General features: G+C 44.6%; 12 protein-coding genes. 8 read left to right on the top strand and 4 right to left on the bottom strand.

The window, feature by feature from the left end:
* Positions 1–674 precede the first annotated feature (674 nt).
* From FCL46_RS03210 to FCL46_RS03180, 7 genes are all read left to right on the top strand, one after another.
* Entirely contained in the window at positions 675–1892 is a 1218-nt protein-coding gene (locus FCL46_RS03210) for a response regulator (protein WP_167506067.1), read from the top strand.
* Between the two features lie 27 nt (positions 1893–1919).
* Positions 1920–2360: a response regulator gene (locus tag FCL46_RS03205; protein WP_136810262.1), complete on the top strand. Its 441-nt coding sequence runs from the start codon at positions 1920–1922 to the stop codon at positions 2358–2360.
* Positions 2361–2487: 127 nt separating this feature from the next.
* On the top strand, positions 2488–3882 hold the full coding sequence (locus FCL46_RS03200) for a sigma-54 interaction domain-containing protein (RefSeq protein ID WP_136810261.1): 1395 nt from the start codon (positions 2488–2490) through the stop codon (positions 3880–3882).
* Between the two features lie 13 nt (positions 3883–3895).
* Entirely contained in the window at positions 3896–4252 is a 357-nt protein-coding gene (locus FCL46_RS03195) for a NifB/NifX family molybdenum-iron cluster-binding protein (RefSeq protein WP_136810260.1), read from the top strand.
* Positions 4249–5976 (top strand): sensor histidine kinase, encoded by a 1728-nt coding sequence (locus tag FCL46_RS03190; protein WP_136810259.1) that lies wholly within the window; start codon positions 4249–4251, stop codon positions 5974–5976. Before FCL46_RS03195 ends, FCL46_RS03190 begins: the two co-directional genes overlap by 4 nt.
* Positions 5963–6346 carry a response regulator gene (locus tag FCL46_RS03185; protein WP_217909556.1) on the top strand — a complete coding sequence of 128 codons (384 nt, stop codon included), beginning with the start codon at positions 5963–5965 and terminating at the stop codon, positions 6344–6346. The genes FCL46_RS03190 and FCL46_RS03185 overlap by 14 nt, the downstream gene beginning before the upstream one ends.
* An 85-nt stretch (positions 6347–6431) precedes the next feature.
* Positions 6432–7106 carry a sensor histidine kinase gene (locus FCL46_RS03180; RefSeq protein WP_136810258.1) on the top strand — a complete coding sequence of 225 codons (675 nt, stop codon included), beginning with the start codon at positions 6432–6434 and terminating at the stop codon, positions 7104–7106.
* A 65-nt stretch (positions 7107–7171) separates the two neighbouring features.
* Here the strand turns inward: FCL46_RS03180 and FCL46_RS03175 are convergent, their stop codons facing one another.
* From FCL46_RS03175 to FCL46_RS03160, 4 genes are all read right to left on the bottom strand, one after another.
* On the bottom strand, positions 7172–8083 hold the full coding sequence (locus FCL46_RS03175) for a hypothetical protein (protein WP_136810257.1): 912 nt from the start codon (positions 8081–8083) through the stop codon (positions 7172–7174).
* Between the two features lie 267 nt (positions 8084–8350).
* On the bottom strand, positions 8351–10207 hold the full coding sequence (gene ftsH, locus FCL46_RS03170) for an ATP-dependent zinc metalloprotease FtsH (RefSeq protein WP_136810256.1): 1857 nt from the start codon (positions 10205–10207) through the stop codon (positions 8351–8353).
* Between the two features lie 546 nt (positions 10208–10753).
* Entirely contained in the window at positions 10754–10972 is a 219-nt protein-coding gene (locus FCL46_RS03165) for a hypothetical protein (protein WP_136810255.1), read from the bottom strand.
* Positions 10973–11008: 36 nt separating this feature from the next.
* Positions 11009–11224, bottom strand: coding sequence for a hypothetical protein (locus tag FCL46_RS03160; RefSeq protein WP_136810254.1), 216 nt, complete (start codon positions 11222–11224; stop codon positions 11009–11011).
* Positions 11225–11854: 630 nt separating this feature from the next.
* On the opposite strand from FCL46_RS03160, the gene FCL46_RS03155 reads away from it, so the two are divergent.
* Entirely contained in the window at positions 11855–12748 is an 894-nt protein-coding gene (locus FCL46_RS03155; RefSeq protein ID WP_136810253.1) for a DUF808 domain-containing protein, read from the top strand.
* Positions 12749–12982: the final 234 nt, after the last annotated feature.

Here is a 12982-nt window from a genome sequence, read left to right as displayed (position 1 = left end):
GCGAACCTGCGTAGTTTCAAATTCACTGAACTCCGAATAAGGATGTTTCAGATTGACAACTTCTATAGCAACCGGCATGCCAGTTAGAACAAACACGAATAAAACCGTTTACAATTACTATGTTAACTCAATTCGCTCCATTCTCAACGACCACCAGCCATAAATGCGCCCACAACTTCAAACAAATACAATTCGTGCCGTATCGTATTATTTCGTTACATTTTGTTACTTTTCGTTCATGCAGAACTTTGGCCAGATATATATAGAAAGAGGCGCTCACATCCCCTTTAAGCGAATGTGATTGTAGAAAAAGCACTGTGTATGCTTTGAAGCGGCAAAGGTGAGAAATAGCCTACGTATTGATTTGACAGCATATTTTAAAGAGAACAGAAACAAGATGAACCAATCCGCTAACGTTCATTCAATCAATAAAAAACCTGAATATACGCAGCAAAACGTTATATTTAGAATCTTTTCGAGACAATGTTACTTATTGATACATTACTACAACCTATCCACACAATTACATGTAGGTAGTTGCTATACAGTAACAAATCACTACATTTGCAACATGGCATGAGAAATGCAATAGGAAAAGAGAGCTCACAGAGGCAACAAGAGGGAGTTCACTGAGGCAACATTTACACCCTAACTTAAATTTCATGAGGTTCCATATGTCATCAATTGCAATTTTCCCATGTACATTCACCCCGGCACACACCGTGGCCAATGCGCTCGCAAAGGCTCTTGACATTAAACTGTATGAAGACAGCGATCTGCTTGCTGAAACTTCGCAAAAATACGGCACCAGTATAGAGAAGTTGCAGCAGGCCATGCACGGCAAGACGTCTGTTTTCAATCAGTTTACTCTTGAAAAAGAGAAAATGTTGAATCACCTCAGGTCGGTGCTCGCAGAAAAACTCGAACAACCTGATCGATATATGTTCTATGGCTTTATGACCGCACTTATATCTCAGGAGGTTTCTCATGTACTTAAGGTACTTCTGGTTGGCACCAGGCAAACACGGATTGCTGCAGCCATTACGACTGGTCTAACTGAAAAAGAGGCTAAAAAGGCAGTGCGATCAGACGATGTGAAGGCGTATGGCCTTACAGATTTTCTCTATAAAAAAGAAGCGTATGACAGCTCTCTCTACGACCTGGTCGTACCTGTAGAACTGAAATCCGACGATGATCTTGTGGATATTGTTTTCCAGTATTTTCACAAAATCTCTATATTGCGAACCGCACAGTCTCAGCAGGCTGTACAGGATATGAAACTTGAGACCATGGTAGAGTCATCGTTACTGCTCGCCGGTCATAAAATTGCGGTGAGCGCCCATACTGGAGAAATTGTTTTAAAAGTGCAAAAAAGTGTACTAAATTTCGATAAACTGGTGTCAGGTTTAACCTCTATCGTCAGCCAGGTCGATGGTGTAACTGGGGTAGATGTTAAAAAGAGTAAAGACTATAACGACTCAATCTACAGACAGCAAAATTTCGACCTACCTTCGAAAGTGCTCTTTGTTGATGATGAAAAGGATTTTGTGCAGACCGTCTCAGAGCGCCTTATCAGTAGAGATGTTGGTACTTATGGTGTTTTTAACGGCGAGCAGGCCCTGAGCGTTATAGAGGAAGATCGTCCTGATGTCATGGTACTTGACCTCAAAATGCCCGGATTGCACGGAGTTGAAGTTCTTCGTCAAACCAAGAGGGTAGCACCGGAAGTTGAGGTTATCATCCTCACCGGTCATGGGTCAAGTCAAGACATGCTTGAATGCATGGAACTGGGTGCATTCGCGTACATGAATAAGCCTGTGGATATTGAAGAGTTATCGGCAACCATCAAAGCTGCTTACAAGAAAGTCAGTGAAGTATCTGAGGATAATTAACACTCTGGTTTTAAACGAGGTTATCTTATGGAAAATGGATTGAATACACGAGTACTGCTGGTTGATGACGAAGAAGATTTCCTGGCAGTTCTGGCCCAACGCCTTGAGGCTCGTAACCTTACGGTGAGCAAAGCGACCTGCGGTGAAGATGCTGTAGATATCGTCGAAAAAAAGGACTTTGACGTCATCATTCTCGATATGTCAATGCCCGGCATTGACGGACTCGAGACATTGAAACGAATCAAGCTTGGGCATCCTGACGCCGAGATTATTATGCTCACAGGTCACGGCACTATTCAAGCCGGAATAGAGGCTATGAAGCTGGGTGCCGAGGATTTTATAGAGAAACCGGTGGATATTCAGGAACTGATGGAAAAAATCAAGGATGCCAAACAGAAACGGATACTGGTTTTACAAAAGCAGTCAAAAGAAGAGATAGAGAAAATTCTTAAGAGTAAATCCTGGTAGCGGACTCAGTAGCCAATCAGTTCGGCCCGTGATTACAACTGGCCTTAACCTGAGTATTTCACGAATGTGAAGGGTGAAAAACATGGCAAGTATTCATAAGTATTCATGCTAAATCAACAGTGGAACTATGAGAAAACCATTTATACCTGATGGACTGACAATGCTGGAGGGCATTCCTTCCCCAGCCATGATCCTGGACAACATGTTCCGAATCGTTGCCATGAACCGATTGATGGAAGCAATGACCGGCTACCCTGTCGACAAGGTAAGAGGTATCCATGGTGAACTTGTTGTCCGGAGCAATACCGGCAACACACGAGGGCAGAACTATGCCCAGGTACTCAAGTCTGGTGAAGCACTTTCAGTGACAGGTGACATCCTGAATTGCTATCGCAGGAAAATCCCAATTATTTACAACATGTCACTGATTGCAGGGAATGAGGATAGTCGCGGTCTGCTGGTAATTGCCGAAGATATCTCTGCCCGCAGCAATGAAACCAAAAGCAGCATACGGGATTTCACATCTGAGGAACTTATCGGCTACAGCCCGAAAATGCAAAAAGTGTTCGACATGATTCCGCTTATGGCGCACACCGATGCCTCCGTGCTGATCACCGGCGAAACCGGTACCGGCAAAGATAAAGTAGCTGAAATTATCCACAGGGAATCCGAACGGGCGCGCTTCCCTTTTATCAAAATAAATTGCGGGGCGCTACCACTCGACCTACTGGAATCTGAACTCTTCGGTCATGTCAAAGGAGCCTTTACCGGTGCCTCGCGAAACAAAAAAGGCATGTTCAGTCTCGCTGATCGCGGTACGCTTTTTCTCACAGAGATAGGCGATATGCCCATGCCCCTGCAGGTAAAACTGCTCTCTGTACTTGATGATCGACGATTTATTCCAGTTGGCGGTGAACAGTCTATTGATGTTGACGTGCGAATCATTGCAGCCACCCACCGCCCTCTGCGTACACAGGTAAAAAAGAACCAGTTCAGGGAAGATCTCTTTTACAGGCTCAATGTGCTGCACGTTCACCTGCCGCCTTTACGGGAGCGCGAGAGCGATATGCGCTATCTGCTCGACCATTTTCTCGAGAAGTTCACTCGGGCACTTGGTAGGACCATCGTCGGCTTCACCCCTGCAGCGATGCAAATTCTCCTCGACTATAACTACCCCGGTAACATTCGGGAACTGAGCAATATTGTCGAATATGCAGCCAACATATGTAAACGTAAAAAAATCAGTGAGCAACAGCTTCCACCGTATATCATGGAAAAGCACGATGTTGCCGATTGGGAAGAAGAACAGGAACCTGATTACACTCCTCCCGTGATACAGCCCTCCCGCGAACCGGAACAGGTCACGCGAAAAGGGAACGGAGATAGCTGGGGAGAAATCGAAAGGGAAATCATTGTTGATGCATTGAAGAGGCATGGCGGAAACAGGAAAGGGAGCGCAGAACAGCTTGGATGGGGCAGAATGAAGCTTTGGCGCAAAATGAAAAAATATGGGTTGTTGTGAGAGAAAACACTCTATGCAGAAACTATTGATACCCATTCAGGGAAGCTATGTAGCACCGCGATTTGACCTCGCAACAGAGGTGCTTGTTGCACGTATTGAGCGGGGAAAAATTATTGGCGAACCCAGGACAATTATCATGGAACGTCCCTCCGATGAAGGGCTGTGCCAGATGATTGTTGAAGAAAACATTACAGACGTTGTCTGCGGCGGCATTGAAGAGCTGCACTACAACTTCCTCTCCTGGAAAAAGGTTTGCGTACTTGACGGCATCATCGCCGACTGGCAGACCGCCCTTGATAAGGCTCTTGCCGGTAAATTACGACAGGGAGACATTCTCCTCAGTAGCGAAGATGCCGAGATGAAACTATGAACACCACAAAACCATTAACCATCTTTGACAGAGTGATACCAAGCTCTGTCAAAAATGCCATCACTCTCACAACCTCCAGAAGAAAGTACGGACAACTCCGCTTCATTCTTTTATCAGCCATGCTCAGCATAGCACTGGGGCCGCTGTTGATGATGGCTGGCCTTGGATATTATTATTACAAAGATTTGTTGCAAAATTCAGAACGTGAACAACTTGAGTGGCAGCTGGACGGATCAATCAAGTCAATCCAGCATATGGTCGACAGTCTGAAATCTGTTGTCCAGTTTGCAGGTCACCGGGGCCGGTATAACGAACTGATCACTGGCAACAACCTTGAACACCTGCTGATTCGTATTCAGCGGCAGTACGGTTTTTTTGCCGATCTTGGAGTAGTTGACCAATCAGGCATCCAACAGGCCTACTTCGGCCCATACGATCTTGCTGGTGCCGACTACTCACAGGAAGAATGGTTCAAGGAAGTTTTTGAACGTGGAGTCTATATCAGCAGAGTCTATACAGGATATAGACAGATCCCCCATTTTGCAGTTGCTGTGAGTAACATTGACCCGGCCTCCCGAAAGGTTTGGGTGTTACGCGCAACAATCGATGCTACCAGCTTGCAGCAACTTATAAATACAATCAAAACAAATGCCGCTCATGATGTTTTTTTGGTGGATAATACTGGCAAACTGCAAACATCTTCCGGCTTATTCGGTGCCACTCTCTCACAATTCAGTTCTGAGATAGTAGAAGGCATCCGCCATGACATATCTGCAGACGGCGAGAACATCTTTCAGGCAGTTGGCAATATCGAAAATACACCGTGGTCACTCGTTATTATTAAAAAGAAGTATATTCATCAAAATGACTGGAAAGACTTTAAGGGCAAACTGTATTTAATGCTCTTTGGCTGCATACTTACCGGGGTACTTGTTGTTTACTCTCTGGTGAAAGTCATCATAGGACTGATCCGCAAGACCGACGATATGCAATTGGCCATGCTGCAGGAAGCTGAACATACCGATAAGCTCGCTTCAATCGGCAGACTTGCAGCCGGAGTGGGTCACGAAATCAACAATCCACTGGCCATCATCAGCCAGAAGGCAGGATTGATAGAAGATCTGTTGCTACTTTCAGATGAATTTAACCATAAGAAAGTTATTCAGGATAACCTGGTAGGAATCTACAAAAGTGTTGATCGATGCAAAGCTATCACCCACCGCTTACTCGGTTTCGCACGACGCAACGATGTCCATTCCGAGCAGATGCAGATTAATGAAGTCATCACAGAAGTTCTGCAGTTCCTTGAGAACGCCATGGTCTACAACAGAATCAGCTTGAACTTGCAACTGCAGGAAGTTATGCCCGATGTGACAAGCGACAGGTTGCAACTCCAACAGGCGTTCCTTAACATTCTCAACAATGCCATTGATGCAATTGGTAAAGATGGGGAAATTACTATTACCACCTATCTGGTTGCAGGCGATGTACGCGTCGTTATGCAGGATAACGGTCCTGGCATTGACCCGGCAGTTCTCCCTAATATTTTCGAACCGTTTTACACAACTAAAGAGCTAGGCAAAGGTACCGGGCTCGGACTGTCAATCACCTATGGGTTGATTAAAAAACTGGGTGGAGATATTACTGTCCGCTCCCAGCCTGGAGTTGGGACAGCATTTACAATAACAATACCTCAACACGGAAATACACATGACTCAAAATAACCATGATATGATCAAACTTCTTATTGCTGATGACGAACAGGAATTTGCATCAACACTTGTTGCACGTCTGGAGCTTAGAAATTTCAAAGTTTCCATGGTTACCTCAGGGATGGAGGCCCTTGAAGCTCTGGAAAAAGACCTGCCGGATGTAATGTTGCTTGATTTGAAAATGCCTGATCTTGACGGGCTTGAAGTGCTTGCGAGACTCAGGGTGAAGTATCCAAAACTCCAGGTAATTATACTAACCGGACATGGCTCGTTTGAAGCAGGAAAAGAAGGAATGGAACTCGGAGCATACGACTATATCATGAAACCGGTCGATCTCAGCCGACTCATCGAAATTGTACAGGCGGCATATGAGGCCAAATAACCATCGGGCCTCATATCCATCCTATGATAGCTCCAGCTCAATCTGATATTGATGTTTTACGTGGATAACACACAAAGGGCCTGAAATGAACGCACCATCCTCTATTCATGAAATCTGTCTTGAGGTCTTTGCCGGAGTCTCGGCAATAGTCACGCATGAAATTCGCAATGCGCTGGCAATTATCAACGAAAGTGCCGGTTTTTTAGATGATCTGGCCCAGATGTCCGGTGAAGACGGCGAGGTTCCCTCTGGCAGAGTGAAGCAAATGGCGACTTCAGTTTGCGCACAGGTTGATCGCGCCAATCGCTTAATGAAAAATTTAAATACGTTCGCGCACAGTGGTGATGTTCCTGTTTCTCGCCTCGACATCAAAGAAACGCTTGAACTGATGACAGCTCTCACCAAAAGAAAGGCCGCTGCACGTCAAGTTACTGTATCACTTGAAAGCCCCGACAATCTTCACATAACAACCCACGCTTTTGCTATTGAGGCACTCATCTATCTCTATCTCATTGGCATATACGAATCGGTCCCCCAGAAAAGCCGGATACATATTTCGGCTACGCAAAACGGAGAACAACGTATCTCACTGAAGTTTACTCTGGAAGGTGATGAGGAATTGCTGGTAGATAAACTTCAGGATAGCAAGAGTGACGCGCTGCTTAAGGCTCTTCGGGCCGACTTTGAGGGTGGATTACGAACAATTCAGGTACATCTCGAATCCTTGCCTGTGGATTCAGTTGTAGACCGGACTTCTTAACAATATGAGTTCGGTTCAACAGCAGGCAGATAACGATAGTGAGGGTAAAGATTACGGATAAACTCCTAGCTGAGTTTCTGCCATTTTGCCGCAATACTCACCCCGCTATCTATTATTTTCTGCAGGATTTCTCTCTCCTCTGAGGATAGGTCACGGTTCTCTTCATCAGCGAGTAACTGGGCGTAGTTAATAATTCCGTTAAGCTGATTCGTAGTTTCGTTGACCGTTTCTGCGATCAGAGACAACTCCATAGCTCGTCCACCACCATCCGATTGCTGGTCACCTGTAAATATTCCGCTCTCAATATTTTTGAGTTTATCTATGATATCTGCAACCTCTCGACAGACCTCAGGACCACACGGGATATCTTCAGTGAGATGCCCGTCAGCTTGTAACTGATTTGAAATCTGCAGCAGAGGCACCACGGTATTTTTATACAGTCTATTTAAGGAAAAACTCGCAAGGCTTATTATGAGGCCCATAGCGCCAATTATCACCAACTGAAAATTCAACAATCGTCCACGTGACTGACTGACAATAATCCTGTCATATTGAAGTAAATGATCTGCAATGGAACGCATTTGCTCCTGGAGCCGTTTACTCTCTGTCTGATCTTCAGTCCCGTTCCCCAGGCGCCTCACAGAGATGATTATTCCGGCAAGATCTACTTTCTCGACCATAGCCAGTTTCAACTCGTTAGGAATAAGTGGATTTTCCTGTAATCTGCTGATCTCTGAATTCAGTTTTTCAATTTCAGGTACGGTACTTTTCAGTCGATCCCAGCGTCGATCGATAAGCGATTCCGTCACCTCCTCTCGTATTGTCGCAAACTGAAAAATCGCCCGCTCGCTCTGTTCAATAATCTGAGAATATCTTCCGGACAGCAGATACTGATTTGCTCCCAGGAGTAGTATTATTGCTAACAACACTCCCACGACAATATATGCCAGCCAGACAAGTTTACGTAATGAGTTCATAAGATTTTTTGTATTACAAATCAGGTAATTAATATTTTTCTAATTACTCCTAATTCTCAACTATGAAATGTGAAGCGTTAGGAGAACGGTGTGAGGCGTACACTAAACTGAAACAGATGAGCCATAATTGCAATACCAGTTCATATCATCCTGCTGACAACTTGCTATACACCGTAGTTTACCTCTTAGTCCTTGGTCCTCAGACCTCAGCGCTTAGTCCGTAATTCTCAGTCCTAAGTCCTCACGCAGCGTGTCACCCTCAAACTATCAGCTATGCAGACACTGGCCTTTAGCAGGGCATACTGCGCACTCCGACTCATCGATTTTCGGACCATATTTCTGTGCTTTTTTGGTAAGGGAGCACTGGTAGATGATCTCAAATTCTTCACTATCAAGCGTCTCTACCTGCAACAGTATTTCTGACAACACTTTCAAAAAGTATTTTTCCCTCTCCAGAATCGCCAAAGCCTGATTATAGCATGCCACCAACAACTGTTTAATCTCACGATCCAGTTCATGGGCCGTTTCATCACTTACTGTCAGGCGGCTCGCACCTTCATTCAAAAAACCGCCGCTTTCTACAGCGTAAGCCTGAGGTCCGAGAGATTCACCCATTCCCCACCTACACACCATGTTAGTCGCGATCTCTGTTGCCTGAACAAGGTCGCTCTCGGCCTGTGTGGTAAATTCGTTAAAGATCATTTTCTCCGCGGCACGTCCACCGAGAAGCGTACTTATCCGATTCATCAGATAGCGTTTACCGTACGCATATCTATCACCAAGCTGTAATTGCTGAGTCTGGCCTAGAGCAGTTCCCCGAGGGATGATAGTGATCTTGTGAATAGGATCGGTCTCAGGAAGCATCTTGGCAACAATAGCATGGCCTGCTTCGTGGTGCGCAAGAATCTTTTTATCATTATTTGTAAGCACCATACCCTTTCGTTCCACACCGAGCAGAATACGATCACGGGCCTGATCAAAATGGCTCCGGCCTATCTCACGCTGTCCCTTTCTTGCCGCCAGAAGGGCCGCCTCATTTACAAGGCTTGCAAGTTCCGCCCCTGTAAAACCTGAACTTATCTGGGCAACTTCCTCAATATTAACATCTTCTGACAAGGTCACTTTACGTGTATGAGTGTTTAAGATATCAAGCCGCCCCTTCACATCAGGCGGAAGAATAGTAATCTGCCTGTCAAACCGCCCTGGCCGTCTAAGCGCCGGATCAAGGATATCAGGCCTGTTCGTCGCCCCAAGAACTAAAATACTGTCAGTTGAACCGAAACCATCCATCTCTACCAGCAAAGCATTAAGTGTCTGGCCACGCTCATCATTGCCATCAGTTGCTCCGGCACTCCGAATTGTTCCAACCGCGTCTATTTCATCTATAAATACTATGCATGGCGCATTCTGTTTGGCCTCAGAAAAGAGATCCCGTACCCTTGAAGCACCTACGCCGACAAACATCTCAACAAAGTCTGAACCACTGAAACTGTAAAAAGGAACTCCGGCCTCACCTGCAATTGCCCTTGCAAGAAGAGTTTTACCTGTACCTGGGGGGCCCTGAAGCAACATACCACGTGGAATGGTGGCACCAATGGCTCTAAAGATTCCAGGCTCCTTTAAAAAAGTAACAACCTCTTCAAGCTCCTCACGCGCCTCGGGTATGCCTGCGACGTCACTAAAGCGCACATTCATCAGTGCATCTCCTGGCATCATTAACCGTTCACTGGCAAATTTCTGTTCTTCTCCACTGGAGCGTCTGGTGTATGTGGAAATGAATACAACAAAGGCAAAAATGACTACCCCTACAACCATCCCCACCTGATAATAGTATTTCGTGTAATCCGCTGAAAAAACGATCTCTACTTCTGAGAGATCAAACTGATTGAGAATCGATTGCGGATCAGGCACCTGTGTTTGATACCTGTCACGAATAACGGGAATCACCTCAATCCTGCTTCCGGTGATGTGCAATGCTTTAACAGAACCATCACGCAGATCCTGCGTAAACTGGTTATAACTCCCAACAGGAAGCTTGCTATCAAGGTAGTAGAACAAACAGCCTAAAAATATTGCGAAGACTGCGAGGGAAAAAATCATGAGGTTTCTGACAAGCACGGCCATACGTAATCCTTTGTAGAGGTGTGAAATTTTCCACACCTCCACTATACAGCAACTTTCAAGGAGGCTGTCCGAGAATGCCCTTTATCCCCAACTATTCGTCATTTAGACAATAACAATGCTTGAAATATCAGAAATATGTCTCCGCATGTTATTGTCAAAATTCCTCGATTTGAGAAAAATTGTCTATTTTCGGACGACCTCACAGTAGATGAGATTATCAATTTATCATATGCACATTATATACCACGCTTGCCATCAGGTGTGTATCGAATAATTAGACTTTTCAATAATTGAAGCATAGTGAAAAACATAACCAAAGTCATACTCTTAATATTTAGACGCCTGTTTTCTCGCCTCCATAAGAGTAGCAATTATGTTTGGCTTGTTATGAAATTGGAAAATCACAGAATTGAAATAGTACAAAAAACAAAAAAAATGGCAGGATGATTGTATCACCCTGCCATATATAACTCTAACCGCATACTCACCGCGGTGTAAAATCCACCAGAATGAATTTGCGATATCTTTTCACGCGCGTCCCGACCATCAGCCTCCTGACACAGCCTTAAACCATGACGAAACAAGCTGAGAAACTCCGCCGCTCGACATAATTCCACCAACTATGCAGGCCAGACTCCATAAACCGACCATTGCCGCAAAAATGCCGACTACAGCTATAGATACTTTTGATACTTCTGTTGCGGCATCCGTTCGTTCTCCGGTTGCTGCTCGTTTCTTCCCTTGTACAGATGTACTTACTGGCATCAGTGTCACCTCCTGACTTTACGTATACAAATTCAGCTACATGCCAAATACTGCTTTAAACCAATCCCCGACGAGGGCAAGCGGTCCGCCACTGGCAATCATACCTCCTATGAGGCTTGCAGCAGCGAACAACCCTATTGCACAAGCAGAGACCCCTATTACAATCAACCCGACATTGTGCACTTGAGATTCAATTTTAACTCCAGACTGAGCGTTTATTCCGGACTTACTTGCCGCTGTTTTTGCTCTCATAGTTGTACCTCAATTGTTCAGGTTGAAATGGCGTTTTTACCACATTGTGTTACTTCATACATAGCAAATTATATACCAATGCGCGAAAAGACACTCCACAGAGTAGCACTTTCCTCGGCGGCTTGAATGACAGGCAGGCATGTTGCGTTGAATATGCAACATGTTAGCAGCTATTCGGCATAGCATGCTCTGTGCGAACAGAAAAGTCTTTTACCGACAAAACCAGTAGATAATGATTAGAATCGTTTCACAATACATGGAGAGATGTGTTGCATTTGTGTAGCGACAGACTGTTGCATGTTGCGACAGCAACACTTTTGCAACACTTGGAAATGGAGTATTCGATCTGTCCTGATATACATATTCAGGTAATTTGCCGTTTACTGACTCTATTGGTAATATGGAGGAATGGTTGATCAGATAAATCCTGAGGAGCCTGTCCGAGAATAGGAATCTGGGTCAAAATCGAGGTATTTTCAAAAAGAAAAGCGCGGTCAGATATCTGATATCGGAGTCTTCGCTTACCTGCAGCATTATTTTTTGAAAATTCCGAAGAATTTGGACAAAAAGCCATTGTCGGACATTATTAGATGCTTCTTAAGTCACAACCCTATTATAAGGAAAACGACCATGACAGGTGGAGTTTTTGCCATACTTGATGACATAGCAATGCTTCTTGATGATGCTGCGGTTATGAGTAAGGTTGCAGCCAAGAAAACAGCAGGCATACTTGGAGATGATCTTGCGGTAAATGCAGAAAAGGCAACGGGATTTCGTGCCTCACGTGAATTACCGGTACTCTGGGCAATCACCAAAGGCTCTTTTGTTAACAAACTGATTATTCTGCCACTGGCATTTTTACTAAGTGCTTATGCACCATGGTTAATCGTGCCGATTTTACTCTTGGGTGGAGCATACCTGAGCTATGAAGGCATTGAAAAAATTTTCCATGCGCTCAAACATACTACCCACGATAAACCTGCTGCAGAGACGGTAAGCGACCCGAAAGAGTTACTGAAAATTGAAAAGGCTAAAATACAGTCTGCAATTCGAACTGATTTTATCCTTTCCATTGAGATAGTGATGATTGCACTTGGTTCAGTTATGGATCAATCCCTGACCTTGCAAATTATTGTGGTAGGCGTGATCGCAATCATTGCCACAGTCGGTGTATACGGTTTCGTAGCCTTATTGGTGCGCATGGATGACGTCGGCTTTTACCTGATTGAACGCGCAAACCAATTAACCGGCTTTCTTTCAACTCTACTAACACATTTCGGGCAAATCCTGGTCAGTTCATTGCCATATATAATCAGAGTCCTTGGTATTATTGGTACCGCTGCCATGCTTATTGTCGGTGGAGGAATGTTTACTCATAACATCCATGCAATCCACGATGCTCTGGCGTTTATGCCTTCTCTTATCGCCGATACACTTGCAGGAAGCGTTGTCGGTATATCAATACTCCTAATTCAGTTATCTATCCAACTTCTTATGAAGTCTGTCACTCAATCAAAAAACTGATTAGTCAGGCGAATATTTACTACAAAATTCATTGCTCAGTTCCACAATTACATATCAGTAGGCCGAACACCTTTAAGCTAATCCTACTATTTTTCATCCTCAGTCCTTCCATGTTTACGCTCAGTTATCATTGAGAATTACATCCCTGATAACTTTCCTACATTCATTTTTAGAAATAACGAAGCACATGTCGCTCCAGCCCTATTCTTATTGCTTCACTGGCGACCGACCTGC

Source organism: Desulfosediminicola flagellatus (assembly GCF_005116655.2).
GTDB classification, from domain to species: domain Bacteria; phylum Desulfobacterota; class Desulfobulbia; order Desulfobulbales; family Desulfocapsaceae; genus Desulfopila; species Desulfopila flagellata.
The sequence above is the reverse complement of the archived record's forward strand: the minus strand, read 5'-3'. Positions and strand labels throughout refer to the sequence as shown.

Coding starts and splice junctions, on each gene's coding strand:
- FCL46_RS03210 (WP_167506067.1), top strand. CDS start 675: ATGTCATCAATTGCAATTTTCCCATGTACATTCACCCCGGCACACACC.
- FCL46_RS03205 (WP_136810262.1), top strand. CDS start 1,920: ATGGAAAATGGATTGAATACACGAGTACTGCTGGTTGATGACGAAGAA.
- FCL46_RS03200 (WP_136810261.1), top strand. CDS start 2,488: ATGAGAAAACCATTTATACCTGATGGACTGACAATGCTGGAGGGCATT.
- FCL46_RS03195 (WP_136810260.1), top strand. CDS start 3,896: ATGCAGAAACTATTGATACCCATTCAGGGAAGCTATGTAGCACCGCGA.
- FCL46_RS03190 (WP_136810259.1), top strand. CDS start 4,249: ATGAACACCACAAAACCATTAACCATCTTTGACAGAGTGATACCAAGC.
- FCL46_RS03185 (WP_217909556.1), top strand. CDS start 5,963: ATGACTCAAAATAACCATGATATGATCAAACTTCTTATTGCTGATGAC.
- FCL46_RS03180 (WP_136810258.1), top strand. CDS start 6,432: ATGAACGCACCATCCTCTATTCATGAAATCTGTCTTGAGGTCTTTGCC.
- FCL46_RS03175 (WP_136810257.1), bottom strand. CDS start 8,083: ATGAACTCATTACGTAAACTTGTCTGGCTGGCATATATTGTCGTGGGA.
- ftsH (WP_136810256.1), bottom strand. CDS start 10,207: ATGGCCGTGCTTGTCAGAAACCTCATGATTTTTTCCCTCGCAGTCTTC.
- FCL46_RS03165 (WP_136810255.1), bottom strand. CDS start 10,972: ATGCCAGTAAGTACATCTGTACAAGGGAAGAAACGAGCAGCAACCGGA.
- FCL46_RS03160 (WP_136810254.1), bottom strand. CDS start 11,224: ATGAGAGCAAAAACAGCGGCAAGTAAGTCCGGAATAAACGCTCAGTCT.
- FCL46_RS03155 (WP_136810253.1), top strand. CDS start 11,855: ATGACAGGTGGAGTTTTTGCCATACTTGATGACATAGCAATGCTTCTT.